We start from the raw sequence: 17902 nt of genomic DNA, 5'->3' as shown, positions 1-17902 counted from the left end.
GCGTCAGGTGTAACGAAGCCGGCGAGGCAGCCCCCGCCGGCCAGTGAAGCGCCGCTTACTGCTGTTCCAGCGCGGCGATTTCCTTCTCCAGCGCTTGCAGCGTGGCACCGGCCTCGGGCCCGGCCAGCTCCACAAGCTTGTCGCGCATCGGCAGGCTGGCCTTGCGGAAAGCGGCTTGTTCTTCTTCGTTCAGGCGCACCAGTTCGATGCCCGGCTTGAGCTGCTGGATCTTCGCCAGACGCTCCTTGTTGTACTGCGCCTGGGTGTCGAAGATGTACGGGCCAAGCTCAGTCACGGTCTCGTCGATAATCTTCTGCTGCTCGGCCGGCAACCCCTGGTACCAGGACTCGCTGGACAACACGGCGACGGTGAACTGCTGATGACCGGACCAGGTCAGCACATCGGTCACTTCATAGAACTTCATCTCTTCGATGGCGAAGATCGGGTTCTCCTGACCGTCGATCATCTTCAGCTGCAGTGCGCCATAGACCTCGGAATACGGCAGCGGGGTGGGCACCGCACCGAAGGATTTGTAGGTTTCCACCAGCATCGGCGAAGCCATCACGCGCATCTTCACGTTGTCGAAATCGGCCGGCTTACGCACCACCTTGTTGGTGGTCCAGACCATTTCGCCTTCCGGGTACATGCTCAGCAGGCGCAGGTTGCGGGTCTTCAGCTTGTCGGCCATGGGGCCGTAGATGGTCGGGCTCTCGGTCAGCACCTTGAGGTTGACCTGGTTGTCCTGGGACAACAGGTAGGGCACCGAGAACACCTGCATCGATGGCGCAGTGGAACCGAGGATACCGGTCGAGCCATGGGCGAACTGCAGCACGCCGTTAGCCACCAGCTCGGTCAAATCCTCCGACTCGCCGAGGGCACCGTAGGGGTAGACGGTGACGCTGATCTTGCCGTCGCTCTTCTGCTCCACCAGCTGCTTGAACTTCTGCGCGTAGGCGTCCTGCACGCTGCCGCTGATTTCCTCGAGGGCGAACTTCCATTCCTCCGCCGCCACCAGGCTGGCCTGACCGATCAGGCCCAGGCCCATGGCTGCGACCAGGGCTGCTTTCTTCAATGTGCTGAATCTGCTCATGGTTAAGTCTCCGCTGTTGTTATTGACTGGAAAACCAACTGCGCCCACTGGACGTCAGCCTTCGACTATGTCGGCGATCACCGCCAGGGTGTCACCTATGTCCACCAGCGCCGGGAAGCGCCGCGCCACCAGCATGCCGTCACGCTCGGCGCGGTATTCCACCGCCGGCGTGCCGGTGCGCTCGAAGGCATGCACCCGCGCCACCAGATCGCCGCAGCGCACCCGATCCCCCAGGCTGAGGGTGAGTTCGAGAATGCCGCGGTGCACGCTCTGCACGTAGCAGCTGGCGTCGGGCATATCCAGTTGCAGCGGCGGTTCGTCCGCCAGCTCCGGCTCGCCCTCGATGATCCCGGCGAACTTGAGGAAGTTGCGCACGCCGCGGTCGGCCAGGGCCATGGTCTGCGGCGTGCTGGTGCCGCCGCCGCGTAGCTCGGTGGTGACGAACACCTTGCCCTGGGCTTCCACGGCGGTGTCGTACAACGATGCCGCATCCAGCTCGAAGAGGATCATGCTGGCGGCGGTGCCGAACAGGCGGGCGCCCTCGATGCACTTGGCTTCCTGCTCGGGGTCCGGCAGCCGGTGGGCCGCGGCGAAGGGCAGGATGTCCAGGGTCTTGCCGCCGGAGTGGATATCCAAAGCGTAGTCACACAGCGGGATCAGGTAGCGCTGGAAATAGTCGGCAATGCGCTCGGTCATCGCCCCGTGAGGATTGCCGGGGAAGGAGCGGTTCATGTTGCCCTTGTCGATCGGCGAGGTACGGCTGCCGTTCTGCACCGCCGGGTAGTTCATCGCCGGCACTATGATCACCCGGCCCTGGACATCCTCGGCACGCAGCTCACCGGCCAGCTTGAGCAGCGCGGTGATGCCCTCGTACTCGTCGCCGTGGTTGCCGCCGGTGAGCAGCGCCGTGGGGCCCGCGCCGTTCTTCACCACCGTGATGGGGATCATGATGCAGCCCCAGGCCGACTGGTCATGGGAGTACGGCAACTTTAGGAAGCCGTGCTGCACGCCGTCACGCTCGAAATCGAGGGTGACGCTGATGGTGCTTTCATGGAGCTCGGTGAGGGTCGTGAGACTGCTCGCCTGGAGCTCCGCTTCGGGTGCAATGTTCATGGCTGCAATACTCATCTTAGGCCTTGACGAACAACTGGCGCGGGTAGTCGCAGAGGGTTTCCACGCCACTGTCGGTGATCAGGATGCTTTCGGTGGTTTCCAGCCCCCAGTCGTCCAGCCACAGGCCCGGCATGAAGTGGAAGGTCATGCCCGGCTGCAACACCGTGGTGTCGCTCTCGCGCAGGCTCATGGTGCGCTCGCCCCAATCCGGCGGATAACTCAGTCCGATCGGGTAGCCACAACGGTTGTCACCGCGGTCGTAGCCGTAACGACGCAGGCTGCTGTTCAGTTCGCGGGCGATGTCGCCGCAGGTATTGCCCGGTTTGGCCACCGCCAGTCCGGCTTCGAGGCCGGCGTTGATCGCCTCCTCGGCCTTGCGGAACGCCGCCGAGGGCTCGCCCAGGTAGACGGTGCGCGATAGCGGGCAGTGGTAGCGTTTATGGCAGCCGGCGATCTCGAAGAAAGTGCCTTCGCCCTTCTTGAACGGCCGGTCATCCCAGGTCAGGTGCGGCGCCGAGGCGTCCTTGCCCGAGGGCAGCATCGGCACGATGGCCGGGTAGTCACCGAACTTGCCGTCGTGACCGGCGCAGGCGACTCGGTAGATCTCGCCAACCAGCAGGTTCTTCGGCAGGCCCGGCTCGATCATCTCGACGATGGCGCGGTGCATGTTCTCGACGATGCGCGCGGCGACCCGCATGTACTCGACTTCCTGCGCCGACTTGATCGCCCGGCACCAGTTGACCAGGCCGGTGGCGTCGACCAGCTGGGCCTGGGGCAAGCCGCGCTTGAGCGCCTCATGCGCGGTGGCGCTGTAGTAGTAGTTGTCCATTTCCACGCCGATCACCCCGGCGGTCCAGCCGCGGCCTGGGAGGATTTCCTCACAGAGGTAGTCGAGTGCGTGGTGCGGCGGGTTCATCACGTAGCGGTCGCTGTAGGAGGCGATATCCTCCTCCGGCAGGTAGACGGTGCGGCGTGCGCCGTTGGCATCGATGCCGCGCCCGTACCACAGCGGGTTGCCGCTCTGGCCAACCACCACACACTGCGGGGTGTAGAACGACCAGCCGTCATAGCCGGTCAACCAGGCCATGTTCGAAGGATCATGCACGATCAGGGTGGCAAGCCCCCGCTCAGCCATGGCGGCGCGCACCTTGGCCAGACGCTGGGCGTACTCTGCACGGCTGAAATTCAACGCAATTTCACTCATGACAGCATCTCGAAAGCGAACGCGTCCGCGTTCAGGTCTCTATAGACCCGGCGTAACGGCCGGGCGATTATGCAATGTACTGAAATCTGCTAGAGTGACCACATCAAAATACAGGTCAATCCGCATGGGCTCCATATTTATGATCATTACAATTTTCGTCAAGAACTTTATTGAACCATGACAATTGACCTGAAACCCTTCATCCGCTCCGGCCAGCCCAAGTATCTGGCCATCGGCAACGCGCTGAGCGAGGCCATCAATAGCGGTGCGCTGCAACCCGGCAGCAAGCTGCCGACCCATCGCGAGCTGGCGGAAACCCTGGGGGTCAGCGTGCAGACCGTGAGCAATGCCTACGCTCACGCGGAGAAACAGGGCGCCATCTATGCCCAGGTCGGCAGCGGCACCTTCGTGCGCAGTCGCCACGTCAGTCATGAGTCGGACTACCTGTCCACCGACGAACATGAGGACCCCAGCCGCGGCATCGACCTGTCCACTGCCCACCCGGTGTGCACTCAGCGTCACGTCAAGCAGTACCGCGAAGGCCTGGAGCGCCTGGCCAGGGAGGGCCGCGATGATTTCATCACCTCCTTCCACCCGACCCAGGGCCTGACCCAGCACCGCGAGGTGGTCTGCAGCTGGCTGGCGCAGCAGAAACTGCCAGCCAACCCCGATCACATGCTGTTCTGCAACGGCGCCGCACACGCCCTGACTATTGCCATGGCCACGGTGCTCAAGCCCGGCGATACGGTGCTCTGCGAGCGGGAAACCTGCATGTTGCTGCTGGCCCTGGCGCAGACCCTGCACTTCAACCTCAAGGGTCTGGCCACCGATGACCAGGGCCTGCTGCCCGAAGCGTTGGAGGCGGCCTGCAGGCAGGGTGGGGCACGGGTGCTGTTCTGCACCCCGACCATGAACAACCCGACCACCGATACCATGAGCCTGGAGCGTCGTCAGGCGATTGCCGAGGTGGCTCGTCGCTACGACCTGACGGTGGTCGAGGATGACGTCTACGGCGCGCTGCAACCGGATCGCGACCCGCCATTATCGGCACTGATCCCCGAACGCAGCTTCTATGCCACCAGTCTGACCAAGGTAAGCCTGCCGGGCATGCGCGCCGGCTACCTGATCACCCCGCCACACCTGGTTCAGCAGGCTATCGGTCGCTTGCGTAGTACCACCTGGATGGCGACCCTGATGCCGTTCGAAATCGCCAGCTGGTGGATGCAGGACGGCACCCTGGATCGCATGATTGCCTTCCAGCAGCAGGAGCTGGCCGCGCGCCAACAGATGGCCCGCGAGTTGCTCAGTGGCTGCCGCTTCAAGGCCCACCCCAACGGCATGCACATCTGGGCCGAGCTGCCCGCCCATTGGGAACCGGAGAAATTCGCCCGTCGCGCACGCCAGGCCGGTGTCATGATCTTCCCGGCCGAACCCTTCCTGCCTAGCCCCGACCGCAGCAATCAACATGTGCGCATCAGTCTGGGCGCGGAGCAGAGCCGTTCGCGCCTGCAGACCGGGTTGAATACGCTCAACGCGTTGTTCGACGAGACCCCGCCACCGATGCATTTCGTGTTCTGAAACGGCGCACAAATCATGACACTCGCTCCATAATCGAGCACTTGTAATGATTCAAATAATTAATTGACATGATTTTTGCCCAGCGATATGTTCTAGCCTCCACAACAATAAAAGTGTCCAGCAGCATGTCGCTGGGCTGGAGGTGGCTATGGTTTGGTTGCGTAAACTGGACTGGGCGCTGGAGAAGCTTGAAGCCTTGATCCTCGCCAGTTCGATCCTGGCGATGGCGTTGAACTCGGTCAGCAACGTGTTCGGACGCTACCTGTTTAACCAGAGCCTGTACTTCTCCGAGGAACTCAACCAGTTCCTCATCATCTTCGTCACCTTCGTCGGCTGCAGTTACGCCGCGCGGCAGAGTCGGCACGTGAGCATGAGTGCCTTCATCGAGCACCTCACCGGCAAGCCGGCCGCCGTCACCCTGCTGCTGATCAACCTGCTCACCGCCGCCCTGATGCTCTGGCTGGCCTGGGCGGCGATCGGCTACGTGGAGTCGGCAGCGCGCATCGGCCGCTCCTCCTCCGCACTGCAGGTACCGCTGCATTACATCTACCTGTTGATCCCCCTGGGCCTGGGTATGAGCGGCTTGCAGTTCCTGCGCCACGCCTTCACCCAGTTGCTGGTGCTACTTGGTCGCCGTGAGGCGCCGCCGCGCCACGTCGATGCCCCTCTCCCGCCCCAAGCCTGAGTCGCCGCTAATGGACATGACCACCACACTCCTGATCATCATGCTGGTGCTGCTGTTGGCCGGTTTCCCGATGATGGTCACTCTGCTCGCCGCCGCCGCTACCGGCTTTGTGTTTTTCTTCAACATGGGCCCGGAGTTCATCATCCAGCAGATGATCGCCGGCATCCGCCCCTCCGCCCTGGTGGCGGTGCCGATGTTCATTCTCGCCGCCGACATCATCACCCGCGGTGCCACCGCCAATCGCCTGCTGGACGTGGCCATGGCCTTCGTCGGCCATGTGCGCGGCGGCATGGCGGTGACCACCGCATTGAGCTGCGCGCTGTTCGGTGCGCTGTCCGGCTCGACCCAGGCGACTGTGGTCGGGGTGGGCAGCATCATGCGCCCGAAGATGCTCCAGCAGGGCTACAAGGACAGCTTTGCCATCGCCCTGATCATCAACGCCTCGGACATCGCCCTGCTGATTCCGCCGAGCATCGGCATGATCATCTATGGCGTGGTCTCCGGCACATCGGTGGCCGAACTGTTTATCGCCGGTATCGGTCCAGGTCTGCTGTTACTGCTGCTGCTGGCCGGCTACTGCTATGGCTACGCCCGCGTGGTGGGCATTCCCCAGGGCGAGAAATTCAGTTGGAGCGAACGCCTGCGCACCTGCCGCCGCGCCATATTGCCGCTGTTGTTGCCGGTGATGACCATCGGTGGCATCTATACCGGCGTGTTCAGCCCCACCGAGGCCGCCGCGGTGTCGGTGCTCTACGCGTTGATCTTGGAGGTGGTGATCTTCCGCCGGGTGAAGCTCGGCGACCTGTCCAGTATCGCCCTGTCCACCGGCCTGATTACCGCCGTGGTGTTCATCCTGGTGGGGGCCGGTTCGGCGTTCTCCTGGGTGATTTCCTTCGCCCAGATCCCGCAACAGATCCTCGGCGGTATCGGCCTGATGGATGCCTCGCCGACCGGGCTGCTGATCATCATCTCGATCGCCTTCTTCATCGGCTGCATGTTCGTCGACCCGATCGTGGTGATGCTGATTCTGGTGCCGATCTTCGCTCCGGCGGTCAAGCTGTCCGGTCTCGATCCCGTGCTGGTGGGCACCATCATCACCCTGCAGGCGGCCATCGGCTCGGCTACGCCACCATTCGGCTGCGACATCTTTACCGCCATCGCGGTGTTCCGCCGCCCCTACTTCGAGGTGATCCGCGGCAGTCTGCCGTTCTTCATCATCCTGCTGCTGACCTCGGTGCTGTTGATCGCCTTTCCGCAGATATCCCTGTTCCTGCGCGACCTGGCGTTCCGCTGAGGCGCCGCTGAACTGAAGGGGTACAGGAGAGGTGAAGCGGCCGGAGCCGGCAACCCGGCCGAAAGCTCGGCCCCGGGCTACTCGCCGCCGACGGCGAAGTTCGGCAGACTGTTGACCGGCTGGCTGAAGTCGAACGGGATTGACTCCAGGGCCAGACCGACATTGCGCTGCACCACGAAGTGCAGATGCGGGCCGGTGCTGTTACCGGTATTGCCGGAGCGGGCGAGCATGCTGCCGACCTGCACCCGACGCCCTTCCTGGACCTGTACCGAACCCTTCATCAGATGCAGGTAGACGCCCATGGTGCCGTCGTCGTGGAGGATGCGTACGTAGTTGCCGGAGGGGTTGTTACCGCGCCCGCTCTGGCGATTTTCGGTCTTCACCACCACCCCGCCTCGTGCGGCAATGATCGGCGTGCCCTCGGGCATGGCGATGTCCAGGGCGTAGCGGCCTTTCGGGGTGAAGTGGCTGTATTTACCGTTGGCGCCCTGACTCAGGCGAAACGGCCCCCCGCGCCAGGGCAGAGGATAACGGTTCTGCGTCGGCAACAAACGCGGGTCGCCCAGGGCATAGCGCAGCTTGGGCGTGTAACTCAGGGGTTGGCTCGGGTCGCGCGCGGCCAGGGTGGCCAGGCGGATCTTGCTGCGCGGCGGCAACACCCAGGTGATTGGCTGGTCTGGAGCACCGACGGCATTGCGCACCTGTTCCAGCTTCAGTTCGATCTGCACGGGCGCATACAGGTCATTGCGCACCAGCAGAGTCTCACCGGCGGCGTGCTTCTTGGTTTCCAGTTTCACCTGGTTATCCAGGCGCTCGACCATGCGATCACGAAACACGAACACCTGTGCGCCCGGCGCCGCCTGGTCGGTGTAGGTGACCACGCCGTTGGCATCGGTGTATTTGTAGATGGTCAAGGCAGCCGCGTGGCCGGCTACGGCCAACAAGCTGCAGAGTAGAATCAGGCGCCCTAGCATAAACACTCGGATCTTATAGTTTTTCGAAATCCCGCTAATGCAGACTAGCAGCCCGTCTCACAGGGTGCGAGCCAATGCGCTCAGGGTTGTGCGCCAGCTCGCGCCCGACAGGCTCGCCGGACCGAGTGACGCGCGAACACAGCCTCGGGTTACCCCGCTGCACGGGCAGCCAGGCTAGGCGCCGGGACTGAAATGCTTTTGCGCGGTACCGCGAGCGATCAGGCGCGACAGATAATCGAGTTTTTGCGGATCTTGATCGACGAAGCGCAGCGTCAGTTGCAGCCACTCGCTATCGGCTTTCGGTTCGAAGGCGGCAATGGCATGCAAGTAACCGTTGAGCCGCGCCACTTCCCCGCCTTCGCCCTGCTGCAGATCGAGCACCGCGCTTTCCAGCACCTGGGGCAGTTGGTCGCTGCGCTTGACCAGTAGCTGCGCGTCCTTGAGGCTCAGCGCCTTGATCACGCAGGGCATGCTTCCGGTGGGCAGTCGCAGCTGGCCCTGGCCGCGCCCGGACGGCGCTGCCTTGACCGTCGATTGCGCCGCGGCTGGCTTGGCGCTGAAGCCGGCGGCAGGCACGACAGCGGCGGGCGCGCTAGGCTTGATCACCTCGGTCTTGCCGCCGGTCAGGGCGGACAGCGAGTCATTGGCGAACGCCGATGTCATCGCTTTGGGCGCTTTGCTCAGCAAATCCAGCTTGCCTGCGCGACTCAAGGCTTTCTTCACCTTGGTCACCAACTGCTCGTTGGAGAAAGGCTTGCCAATGAAATCACTGACACCGGCCTGAATCGCCTGCACCACGTTTTCCTTGTCACCACGACTGGTGACCATGATGAAGGGCACGCTTTTCAGGTTGTCCTGTTCGCGGCACCAGCTGAGCAGTTCGAGTCCGGTCATTTCCGGCATCTCCCAGTCACAGAGGATCAGGTCGATGCTCTGCCGTGCCAGCATTTGCTGGGCTTTGCGGCCATTGATGGCTTCCTCGATCTTTACTCCGGGGAAGTGATCGCGCAGGCCCTTTTTCACCAGATCACGGATAAAGGTTGCGTCGTCCACCACCAGCACGCTGACTTTGCTCATCGGCCACTCCCATACGAATGCGCCTAAGCATAATCGTCGCAAGCGGGCAAAGGCCAACCTTAAAGCCGCGAATAGCTGGCCTTGTGCCGCCCGGCCGGCACTCTGCGAGTCTGGCTGACGTGCCTACACGGCGATCAAACGCCCAGTGCTCAGGCCTTCGGCGCTGCCGCACAGCGCCGCCGAGCCGAGCAACTGGGTCTTAGCTGTCCTTACCCTTACCTTGTACTTCTTCCTGCATACGGGTCAGGCCGATGTGTTTCACGTCGGTACCGCGCACCAGATAGATCACCAGTTCGGCGATATTGCGCGCATGGTCGCCAATACGCTCCAGCGAACGCAGGGCCCAGATCACGTTGAGCACCCGCGATATCGAGCGCGGGTCTTCCATCATGTAGGTGACCAGTTCGCGCAGGGCAGTCTTGTACTCGCGGTCGACGGTCTTGTCGTATTGCGCCACCGACAACGCCAGGTCGGCGTCGAAGCGGGCGAAGGCGTCCAGCGCCTCGCGCACCATCTTGCGTACCTGATCGCCGATATGGCGAATTTCCACATAGCCGCGCGGCGACTCGCCCTCCTCGCACAGCAGAATCGCGCGCTTGGCGATCTTGGTCGCCTCGTCGCCAACGCGCTCGAGGTCGATCACGGCCTTGGAGATGCTGATGATCAAGCGCAAATCGGAAGCCGCTGGCTGGCGACGAGCGAGGATGCGCACGCACTCCTCGTCGATATTGCGTTCCATCTGGTTGATCTGATCGTCGACCTCACGCACCTGTTGGGCCAGACCGGAGTCGGCATCGATCAACGACGTGACCGCATCGTTGACCTGCTTCTCGACCAGGCCGCCCATCGCCAGGAAGTGGCTGCGCACCTCCTCCAGCTCGGCGTTGAACTGTTGGGAGATGTGATGGGTGAGGCTGTCTTTGTTGATCATGTGTCGCTCCGCGAAAGCTGCCAGCTTGGGTGGCTGTGGTGCACACGCGCACCCTTCAGGTTGAGTTCACTGCTAAGGCCCTTGGAAAATGCTCACTGGCGCGAAGGGCGTGCGCTGACAGTACGAGTAGTACGGCAAGCGCGCTCGACAAAGCCAGGGAGTATTTACCATGGCCTTAGCCGTAGCGGCCGGTGATGTAGTCTTCTGTTTGTTTCTTCGCCGGGTTGGTAAACAACGCGTCGGTATCGCCAAATTCGATCAGCTTGCCCATGTACATGAACGCCGTATAGTCCGACACGCGCGCGGCCTGCTGCATGTTGTGGGTGACGATGACGATGGTGTACTTGGATTTCAGCTCGTAGATCAGCTCTTCGACTTTCAGCGTGGAGATCGGATCGAGGGCCGAGCAGGGCTCATCGAGCAGCAGCACTTCCGGCTGCACCGCCACGGTGCGGGCGATGATCAGACGCTGTTGCTGGCCCCCGGACAGTCCCAGCGCCGAGTCGTGCAGACGGTCCTTGACCTCGTCCCACAACGCCGCGTTTTTCAGCGACCACTCCACCGCTTCGTCGAGCACGCGCTTCTGGTTGATGCCCTGGATGCGCAAGCCGTACACCACGTTCTCGTAGATGCTCTTGGGGAACGGGTTGGGCTTCTGGAACACCATACCGACGCGACGGCGCAGTTCGGCGACATCTTCGCCCTTGCGGTAGATATTGCGGCCGTCGAGATTGATCTCGCCTTCCACGCGGCAGCCGTCGACCAGGTCGTTCATCCGGTTGAAGGTGCGCAGCAGGGTCGACTTGCCGCAACCGGACGGGCCGATAAAGGCGGTCACACGCTGCTTGGGTATCTTCATGCTGACATCGAACAGCGCCTGCTTGTCGCCGTAGTACAGGTTCAGACCCGGTACGTCGATGGTCACGCGCTCATCGGCCATGTTCAGGCCCTGGCGATCGCGGCCGAGGGCCGCCATGTCGATACCGTGTGTTGGTGTGTCGTGCTGCATGGGATGCTCCCTACGCTAACAATTCGTTGTGCACACCCGCCGCACTGAGGCCGCGGGCGTACAAGGATTAGTGATCCAGCGCCTTGTACTTCTCGCGCAGATGGTTGCGGATATACACCGCACTGAAGTTGAGCAGCACGATCACCAGCACCAGCAGCAACGCGGTGGCATACACCAGCGGCCGCGCGGCCTCGACGTTGGGACTCTGGAAGCCGACGTCATAGATATGGAAGCCCAGGTGCATGATCTTCTGATCGAGGTGCAGGTAGGGGTAGTTGCCGTCCAGCGGCAGGCTCGGCGCCAGCTTTACCACGCCCACCAGCATCAGCGGTGCCACCTCACCGGCGGCGCGGGCCACGGCGAGAATCAGACCGGTCATCATCGCCGGGCTGGCCATCGGCAGCACCACCCGCCAGAGCGTCTCTACCTTGGTCGCACCGAGGGCCAGGGAGCCCTCACGTACGGCCCGCGGAATCCGCGCCAGGCCTTCCTCGGTAGCGACGATCACCACCGGCAGGGTGAGAATCGCCAGGGTCAACGAGGCCCAGAGCAGGCCCGGCGTGCCGAAGGTCGGGGCTGGAGCCGCTTCCGGGAAGAACATGCGATCCAGCGAGCCACCCAGCACATAGACGAAGAAGCCCAGGCCGAACACGCCGTAGACGATCGCCGGCACGCCCGCCAGGTTGTTCACCGCGATGCGGATCACCCGGGTCAGCGGGCCCTGCTTGGCGTATTCACGCAGGTAGATGGCCGCCACCACGCCGAACGGGGTGACGATCACGGCCATGATCAGCGTCATCATCACGGTGCCGAAAATCGCCGGGAAGATGCCACCCTCGGTGTTGGCTTCGCGCGGGTCGTCGCTGACGAACTCCCACAGCTTGGCGAAATAGAAGCCGAGTTTGTCGAGGTAGCCCATGGCATTGGGCTGGAAGGCCCGCACCACCTTGCCCAGGCTCAAGGTGGCTTCACGGCCCTCGACAGTCTTGAGGGTCACGCTGTCGCGGTTGAATGCCTGATTCAATGCGATCAGCTCGGTCTCCAGCACCTTGTATTCGGCGTCCCACTGCGCACGCTCGGCGTCCAGTTCAGCCTGGCTGACTTCATCCAGGCGGCCTTCCAGTTCCAGCTTGCGGGTCTTCAGGCGAATCCGCTCAAGGCCGGCGTTGATCCGCCCGATGTCCTTCTTCTGCAGACGCTGCAGCTTGTTGTGCAGCTGCTCGACCCGCTCGATACGCGCCTGCAGCTCTGCCCAGCTGGCATCGCCCTCGGCCACCAGCACGCCGTTTTCCTTGACGTTGACCAGGTAGCCATAGAAATTGCCCCACTCGCGGCGCTCGAAAGCGGTGAGGTTCTCTGGCGTACGCTGGTTGCTCAGCCACTCACCGACCACCCAGGTGAAATCCGCACCATAGAGGTCGCGGTTACCCACCTTGAACAGCTCGCGGGTCATGAACTCGCCACCCTCGGCGTCCACTGGCAAGCCGGAAGCAGCCAGACGAGCACGCGGCACTTCTTCGATCTGGGTGATCTCGCCGGCCATCACCTTGGCTTCCTGGCCCGGCACTTGGTAGTCGACTTCAACGATATCTGCCGGCCAGAAATGGCCGAGGCCACGCACGGCAATCACCATCATCAAGCCCAGGGTCATGATCACGGCGATCGATACCGCGCCGGCATTCATCCAGATCCAGGGCGTACCGCTCTTGAACCAGGTTTTCAGGTTGTTCTGCTTCACGGACATATACCTTCCCAAGCCTTAGAGCGAGGCGTACTTGACGCGCAGACGCTGGCGCACCAGCTCCGCCAGGGTGTTCATGACAAAGGTGAAACCGAGCAGCACCAGTGCCGAGAGGAACAGCACGCGGTAGTGGGTACCGCCAACTTCCGATTCCGGCATTTCCACCGCCACGTTGGCGGCCAGGGTGCGCAGGCCTTCGAAGATGCTCATGTCCATGATCGCGGTGTTGCCGGTGGCCATCAGCACGATCATGGTTTCGCCGACGGCGCGCCCCATGCCGATCATTACCGCCGAGAAGATGCCCGGACTGGCGGTAAGGATCACCACCCGGGTCAGGGTCTGCCAGGGTGTAGCACCCAGGGCCAGGGAGCCGAAGGTCAGGCTCTTGGGCACACTGAACACGGCGTCTTCGGCAATCGAGAAGATGGTGGGAATTACCGCAAAACCCATGGCCAGGCCGACCACCAGGGCGTTGCGTTGATCGAAGGGGATACCCAGATCATTGCTCAGCCACAGGCGCATATTGCCGTCGAACAGCCAGTTTTCCACATGGCCACTCAAGCCCAGCGACAGGTAGCCGACCAGCAGAATCACCGGAATCAGCAACGCCGACTCCCAGCCATCCGGCACGCTCAGGCGAATCGACTCGGGCAGACGGCTCCACAGGTAGCCGGCCAGCAGGATGCCGATCGGGGTGAAAATCAGCAGGCTGAAGATGCCCGGCAGATGCCCTTCCACGTAAGGCGCGAGGAACAGGCCGGCGAAGAAGCCGAGAATCACCGTCGGCAGGGCCTCCATCAGCTCGATCACCGGTTTGACCTTGCGACGCAGCGCCGGGGCCATGAAGTAGGCGGTGTAGAGTGCCGCCGCGATGGCCAGCGGGGCGGCCAGGAGCATGGCGTAGAAGGCCGCTTTCAGGGTACCAAAGGCCAGCGGCGCAAGGCTCAGCTTGGGCTCGTTGTCGGTGCTGGCGGAGGTCGACTGCCAGACATACTGCGGGGCGTCGTAGTTTTCATACCAGACCTTGCCCCACAGTGAACTCCAGGAGATTTCAGGGTGTGGGTTGTCGACCAGCAGGCGCTGCAACTGGCCATCCGTCTCGACCAGCACGCGGTTGGCGCGCGGCGACAGGGCCAGCATCGCCTGCCCCTCGGCCACCGGCTCGGTCAGCAGGGTACGGTGCGCGGTGCTGTGGAAGATGCCCAGGTTGCCCTTGTTATCCAGGGCAAAGAAGCCCTTGCGCCGCTCTTCCGGGAGGATCTGGATGATCGGGTTGCCGGCCAGCTGGAAACTGCGAATCGAAGTGAGCTCGGCCTTGCCATCGTCCTGGCGGACCATGAACCACTGCTGAATGGCACCGCTGTTGTCGCCGATCATCAGCGAGATGCCGCCTAGCAGCGAGGTGGCGTTGGTGACTTCCAGCTTGGCGTCGCCGAGCAGCTTGTAACGGCCATTCAGGCTGTTGTTGCGCATGTCGAATACGTCTGCGGTGGCGCGACCATTGATCACGTACAGCCAGAGATGACGCGGATCGATGATCAGAGCCTTGATCGGCTCGGATATCTGCGGCAGCGATACACGCTCTTCGCTCAGGCTGACCTCGCCGGTCATCAGGTTTTCTTCGCGGCCCAGACTCAGCACCTGCAGCTCGGTGCCGGTGGAGCCGACGAGCATCAGGGTGCCGCCATTCAGGCTGAGGCCGACGTGATCGAGTTCGCGCCCCTGGGTATCGAGTTCGATCGGCGCCTCGCCGAAGGGGTACTCGATGCTCGGGTTGATGGTCTTCACATCGTTCGGATAAGTGATCTTGTAGACATGCTGGAACACCAGCACCTGCCCGTTCGACAGGCCCAAGGCCACGCGGTTGCTGCCCGGCTGATCCTGGCCGACCGCGACGATGCGCGTATCCGCCGGAATCGGCAGCTGCACGCGACTGACCGCCTGCATGCTCTTGGCGTCGAAGAATTGCACTTGGCCGCCCTGATCCAGGCGCATGCCCATCTGGTTCTGCTCTTCCAGGGTCAGCAGCAGCGGCGCCGCAGCCTCATTCAACCAGGCGGCTTGCACCGGCTTGCGGCTGTCCAGGCTGGCGCCTTGGAACATCGGCAGCACCACATAGGCGAGATAGAAGAAGATCAGGGTGATGGCACCCAGTACGGCCATACCGCCGATCGATACCGCCCTGCGCGCGATGCGATCTTTGAGGGCACGCAAACGGCGTTTGCGTTGCAGAGCCGGAGTGTTGAAGTCCAACCCGAGGGATTTCGGTGAGGCAGTCATGGTTTCACTAGCCAAGTCATTCATAGGTAAGAGCGTCTCTGCGCAGCCATGAGCGCGCCGTCGTGAGTTCTGTCGCTATATGAGCAGCTAACTCTAGCCGCTCTATATGACAGAAAAGTTACAGCGCTTTGACAAAGCAACGCCCACCTATCGTAGACGATGGCGGGCGTGCGACTTACTGAGGCGTCCTTACCCGTGTCGGGATTACTCCAGACCAAGCTCCTTCAGGGTTTTCGCTGCCACTTTGCTCGGCAGCGGGATGTAGCCGTCCTTGACCACTACTTCCTGACCCTGCTTGGACAGCACCAGCTTGATGAACTCGGCGTCCAGCGGGCTCAGCGACTTGTTCGGCGCCTTGTTGACGTAGACATAGAAGAAGCGCGCCAGCGGGAACTTGCCAGCCAGAGCGTTGGCTTCGTTGGCGTCGAACGCTTCACCGCCCTTCTTCGACAGCGGAACAGTCTTCACGCTGGAAGTCTTGTAACCGATGCCCGAGTAACCAATGGCGTTCAGGGTGCTGGAGATCGACTGCACCACGGAAGCCGAACCCGGCTGCTCATTGACGTTGGCCTTGTAGTCGCCTTTGCACAGGGCTTCTTCCTTGAAGTAGCCGTAAGTGCCGGATACTGAGTTACGGCCGAACAGCTGGATCGGCTTGGTCGCCCACTCACCGGTCAAACCCACATCACCCCAGGTTTTGATGTCGCTTGCGCCACCGCACAGACGGGTGCTGGAGAAGATGGCGTCAACCTGCGCCATATCCAGGCTCTTGATCGGGTTGTCCTTGTGCACGAATACCGCCAAGGCGTCGATGGCCACTGGTACGGCAGTCGGCTTGTAACCGTACTTTTCTTCGAACGCCTGCAGTTCGGCATCCTTCATCATGCGGCTCATTGGCCCCATGCTCGCGGTGCCTTCGGTCAGCGCCGGTGGCGCGGTGGAGGAACCGGCGGCCTGGATCTGGATGTTGACGCTCGGATATTCCTTTTTGAACTCTTCGGCCCACAGGGTCATCAGATTGGCCAGGGAGTCGGAACCGACGCTGGACAGGTTGCCCGATACGCCGGAAGTCTTGGTGTAGCTCGGCAGAGCCGGGTCGACAGCAGCAACCGCAGTAGCAGCAGCTACACCAGCAGCAACAAAAGTCATGGCCGCCATCAAACGCTTCAGTTTCATGCCTTGCTCCTAACAAAATCTGGGTTGAGTTGAACGGGCCCAAGTATCTGCAGGCCATGTGACCAATCTATGAAATGCATATGACAGTTAGATGACCATCGTCGATTTTTCCAGCAATTCGTTATTTTTGCCGACTGCGCCGCCTCTAGACGCGGCGCCAGAGTCGCCCGCCGACCGCTCAGTCGGTATACTGCCAAAGCCCGCAACCTGCGGGCTCCGCGCCTACAACAACAACCGCGCCGCGAGCCTTACTAAATGAACGACTTCGAACAGGATGACCCGATACCCCAAGGCGACCTCGCCTTGCAGATCACCGCACTGCCGCGCGAAACCAATGGTTTCGGCGACATCTACGGTGGCTGGCTGGTATCGCAAATGGATTTGGCTGGCACCGCTATGGCCAGCAAGGTGGCCGGAGGCCGCGTCGCCACGGTAGCGATCGATCGCATGGCGTTCCTGGTGCCGGTCGCCGTCGGCGCGCAGCTGTCCTTCTACACCCAGGCCCTGGAGGTCGGCCGCAGCTCGATCCAGATGCTGGTCGAGGTGTGGAGTGACGACCCGCTATCCAGCGAATGGCGCAAGGTCACCGAAGCGGTGTTCGTCTTCGTCGCCATCGACGGCAGCGGTCGCACCCGCCCCGTTCCAGCCCGCCGTTAATCATCTCGAGCTTGACCCGAGGCTAGGCTTCAGTTAATTATTTGCATAATTGCGCAAATATGGAAAAGACATGTCTGAGCCCATGATCCTCGCCTTGACTGCCCTCGCCCAAACCACACGACTGCAGGCATTTCGCCTGCTGGTCAAAAGCGGCCCGCAGGGCATATCGGTCGGCAGCCTGGCCGAGCAGCTGAACGTACCGCTGTCGACCCTGTCCCGCCACCTTAACCAGTTGCAGCAAGGGCAGCTGATCAAGACCTGGCGCGAAGGACGGCATGTGTTCTACGCCACCGATTGGGCCGGCACCGGCGCGCTGCTGAATTACCTGACCGAGGACTGCTGCCAAGGCCGCGTGGACCTCAATACTGTTTGTCACAACCTCGGAGAAAACCAATCATGAAGCTGACCCACCCTCCGCGCATTCTGCTGCTCTACGGTTCACTGCGTGAGCGCTCGTTCAGTCGCTTGGCCGCAGAAGAGGCCGCACGTCATCTGGCGGCGATGGGTGCCGAGGTGCGCATGTTCAATCCGAGCGGGCTGCCACTGCCGCACAGCACCGATGAGCAGCACCCGAAAGTCGCCGAATTACGCAGCCTGGTCGAGTGGTCGGAAGGCATGGTCTGGTCCAGCCCGGAAATCCACGGCAACGTCAGCGGGCTGATGAAGATGCAGGTCGACTGGATTCCCTTGAACAGCGGCGCGGTACGCCCGACCCAGGGCAAGACCCTGGCGGTGATGCAGGTCTCCGGCGGCTCGCAGTCGTTCAACGCGGTGAATACCCTGCGCGTGCTCGGACGCTGGATGCGCATGTTCACCATCCCCAATCAGTCCTCGGTGGCCAAGGCCTATGAGCAGTTCGAGGCCGACGGACAGATGAAAGACTCCAGCTATCGCGACCGCATCATCGATGTGATGGAGGAGTTGTATAAGTTCACCCTGCTGCTGCGCGAACAGAAGGATCACCTGACTGACCGCTACAGCGAGCGCAAGGAGCACGATCCGCAGGCCAGCTACGCGATCCTGCACGGCAGTGGCAGCGTCGAGGCGGCCAGCGCTTGAGACTGTGCTATTCGAGACTGTGCTAAATGAAAAC

16 protein-coding genes are annotated in these 17902 nt (G+C 62.2%); 6 read left to right on the top strand and 10 right to left on the bottom strand.

Annotated features, from left to right (window positions below; translation table 11 throughout):
• Window positions 1-55: 55 nt before the first annotated feature.
• The 3 genes from TMS3_RS03415 to doeA are packed head-to-tail and all read right to left on the bottom strand — an operon-like array spanning window position 56 to window position 3407.
• Window positions 56-1090, bottom strand: a complete 1035-nt coding sequence (locus TMS3_RS03415; RefSeq protein ID WP_025163849.1) for a TRAP transporter substrate-binding protein — start codon at window positions 1088-1090, stop codon at window positions 56-58.
• Window positions 1091-1144: 54 nt separating this feature from the next.
• Window positions 1145-2203 (bottom strand): N(2)-acetyl-L-2,4-diaminobutanoate deacetylase DoeB, encoded by a 1059-nt coding sequence (gene doeB, locus TMS3_RS03410; protein ID WP_025163848.1) that lies wholly within the window; start codon window positions 2201-2203, stop codon window positions 1145-1147.
• 16 nt (window positions 2204-2219) lie between these two features.
• The gene (gene doeA, locus TMS3_RS03405; RefSeq protein ID WP_025163847.1) at window positions 2220-3407 is read right to left on the bottom strand and encodes an ectoine hydrolase DoeA; all 1188 of its coding nucleotides are present in this window, start codon (window positions 3405-3407) and stop codon (window positions 2220-2222) included.
• A 177-nt stretch (window positions 3408-3584) separates the two neighbouring features.
• Here doeA and ehuR point away from each other — a divergent pair, with 177 nt between their 5' ends.
• The 3 genes from ehuR (at window position 3585) to TMS3_RS03390 (ending at window position 6964) form a co-directional block, all read left to right on the top strand.
• Entirely contained in the window at window positions 3585-4985 is a 1401-nt protein-coding gene (gene ehuR / locus TMS3_RS03400; RefSeq protein ID WP_025163846.1) for a MocR-like ectoine utilization transcription factor EhuR, read from the top strand.
• 148 nt (window positions 4986-5133) lie between these two features.
• Window positions 5134-5670: a TRAP transporter small permease gene (locus tag TMS3_RS03395; protein WP_025163845.1), complete on the top strand. Its 537-nt coding sequence runs from the start codon at window positions 5134-5136 to the stop codon at window positions 5668-5670.
• A 16-nt stretch (window positions 5671-5686) separates the two neighbouring features.
• Window positions 5687-6964, top strand: a complete 1278-nt coding sequence (locus tag TMS3_RS03390; RefSeq protein ID WP_025163844.1) for a TRAP transporter large permease — start codon at window positions 5687-5689, stop codon at window positions 6962-6964.
• Window positions 6965-7041: 77 nt separating this feature from the next.
• Here the strand turns inward: TMS3_RS03390 and TMS3_RS03385 are convergent, their stop codons facing one another.
• The 7 genes from TMS3_RS03385 to TMS3_RS03355 form a co-directional block, all read right to left on the bottom strand.
• Window positions 7042-7938, bottom strand: a complete 897-nt coding sequence (locus TMS3_RS03385) for a peptidoglycan DD-metalloendopeptidase family protein (protein WP_025163843.1) — start codon at window positions 7936-7938, stop codon at window positions 7042-7044.
• Between the two features lie 174 nt (window positions 7939-8112).
• Window positions 8113-9015: a response regulator gene (locus tag TMS3_RS03380; RefSeq protein WP_025163842.1), complete on the bottom strand. Its 903-nt coding sequence runs from the start codon at window positions 9013-9015 to the stop codon at window positions 8113-8115.
• A 199-nt stretch (window positions 9016-9214) separates the two neighbouring features.
• Window positions 9215-9946 carry a phosphate signaling complex protein PhoU gene (gene phoU / locus TMS3_RS03375; protein ID WP_025163841.1) on the bottom strand — a complete coding sequence of 244 codons (732 nt, stop codon included), beginning with the start codon at window positions 9944-9946 and terminating at the stop codon, window positions 9215-9217.
• 175 nt (window positions 9947-10121) lie between these two features.
• Entirely contained in the window at window positions 10122-10955 is an 834-nt protein-coding gene (gene pstB / locus TMS3_RS03370) for a phosphate ABC transporter ATP-binding protein PstB (RefSeq protein WP_025163840.1), read from the bottom strand.
• 67 nt (window positions 10956-11022) lie between these two features.
• Window positions 11023-12699, bottom strand: coding sequence for a phosphate ABC transporter permease PstA (gene pstA, locus TMS3_RS03365; RefSeq protein WP_200929591.1), 1677 nt, complete (start codon window positions 12697-12699; stop codon window positions 11023-11025).
• A 15-nt stretch (window positions 12700-12714) separates the two neighbouring features.
• Window positions 12715-15000 carry an ABC transporter permease subunit gene (locus TMS3_RS03360; protein WP_025163838.1) on the bottom strand — a complete coding sequence of 762 codons (2286 nt, stop codon included), beginning with the start codon at window positions 14998-15000 and terminating at the stop codon, window positions 12715-12717.
• A 180-nt stretch (window positions 15001-15180) separates the two neighbouring features.
• The gene (locus TMS3_RS03355) at window positions 15181-16152 is read right to left on the bottom strand and encodes a PstS family phosphate ABC transporter substrate-binding protein (RefSeq protein WP_025163837.1); all 972 of its coding nucleotides are present in this window, start codon (window positions 16150-16152) and stop codon (window positions 15181-15183) included.
• Window positions 16153-16407: 255 nt separating this feature from the next.
• On the opposite strand from TMS3_RS03355, the gene TMS3_RS03350 reads away from it, so the two are divergent.
• The 3 genes from TMS3_RS03350 to arsH all read left to right on the top strand — a co-directional run bounded on the left by TMS3_RS03350 (window position 16408) and on the right by arsH (window position 17868).
• Window positions 16408-16809, top strand: a complete 402-nt coding sequence (locus TMS3_RS03350) for an acyl-CoA thioesterase (protein WP_025163836.1) — start codon at window positions 16408-16410, stop codon at window positions 16807-16809.
• A gap of 70 nt (window positions 16810-16879) precedes the next feature.
• Window positions 16880-17209 carry an ArsR/SmtB family transcription factor gene (locus TMS3_RS03345; RefSeq protein WP_025163835.1) on the top strand — a complete coding sequence of 110 codons (330 nt, stop codon included), beginning with the start codon at window positions 16880-16882 and terminating at the stop codon, window positions 17207-17209.
• On the top strand, window positions 17206-17868 hold the full coding sequence (gene arsH / locus TMS3_RS03340) for an arsenical resistance protein ArsH (protein ID WP_025163834.1): 663 nt from the start codon (window positions 17206-17208) through the stop codon (window positions 17866-17868). The genes TMS3_RS03345 and arsH overlap by 4 nt, the downstream gene beginning before the upstream one ends.
• Window positions 17869-17902 lie beyond the last annotated feature (34 nt).

Origin of the sequence: Pseudomonas taeanensis MS-3 (assembly GCF_000498575.2) — a bacterium.
GTDB lineage: Bacteria > Pseudomonadota > Gammaproteobacteria > Pseudomonadales > Pseudomonadaceae > Aquipseudomonas > Aquipseudomonas taeanensis.
This window is presented reverse-complemented; position numbering and strand designations above follow the sequence as displayed.

Bases quoted from the DNA above. Each gene is read 5' to 3' on its own strand.
- TMS3_RS03415 (WP_025163849.1), bottom strand. From the start codon at position 1,090: ATGAGCAGATTCAGCACATTGAAGAAAGCAGCCCTGGTCGCAGCCATG.
- doeB (WP_025163848.1), bottom strand. From the start codon at position 2,203: ATGAACATTGCACCCGAAGCGGAGCTCCAGGCGAGCAGTCTCACGACC.
- doeA (WP_025163847.1), bottom strand. From the start codon at position 3,407: ATGAGTGAAATTGCGTTGAATTTCAGCCGTGCAGAGTACGCCCAGCGT.
- ehuR (WP_025163846.1), top strand. From the start codon at position 3,585: ATGACAATTGACCTGAAACCCTTCATCCGCTCCGGCCAGCCCAAGTAT.
- TMS3_RS03395 (WP_025163845.1), top strand. From the start codon at position 5,134: ATGGTTTGGTTGCGTAAACTGGACTGGGCGCTGGAGAAGCTTGAAGCC.
- TMS3_RS03390 (WP_025163844.1), top strand. From the start codon at position 5,687: ATGACCACCACACTCCTGATCATCATGCTGGTGCTGCTGTTGGCCGGT.
- TMS3_RS03385 (WP_025163843.1), bottom strand. From the start codon at position 7,938: ATGCTAGGGCGCCTGATTCTACTCTGCAGCTTGTTGGCCGTAGCCGGC.
- TMS3_RS03380 (WP_025163842.1), bottom strand. From the start codon at position 9,015: ATGAGCAAAGTCAGCGTGCTGGTGGTGGACGACGCAACCTTTATCCGT.
- phoU (WP_025163841.1), bottom strand. From the start codon at position 9,946: ATGATCAACAAAGACAGCCTCACCCATCACATCTCCCAACAGTTCAAC.
- pstB (WP_025163840.1), bottom strand. From the start codon at position 10,955: ATGCAGCACGACACACCAACACACGGTATCGACATGGCGGCCCTCGGC.
- pstA (WP_200929591.1), bottom strand. From the start codon at position 12,699: ATGTCCGTGAAGCAGAACAACCTGAAAACCTGGTTCAAGAGCGGTACG.
- TMS3_RS03360 (WP_025163838.1), bottom strand. From the start codon at position 15,000: ATGAATGACTTGGCTAGTGAAACCATGACTGCCTCACCGAAATCCCTC.
- TMS3_RS03355 (WP_025163837.1), bottom strand. From the start codon at position 16,152: ATGAAACTGAAGCGTTTGATGGCGGCCATGACTTTTGTTGCTGCTGGT.
- TMS3_RS03350 (WP_025163836.1), top strand. From the start codon at position 16,408: ATGAACGACTTCGAACAGGATGACCCGATACCCCAAGGCGACCTCGCC.
- TMS3_RS03345 (WP_025163835.1), top strand. From the start codon at position 16,880: ATGTCTGAGCCCATGATCCTCGCCTTGACTGCCCTCGCCCAAACCACA.
- arsH (WP_025163834.1), top strand. From the start codon at position 17,206: ATGAAGCTGACCCACCCTCCGCGCATTCTGCTGCTCTACGGTTCACTG.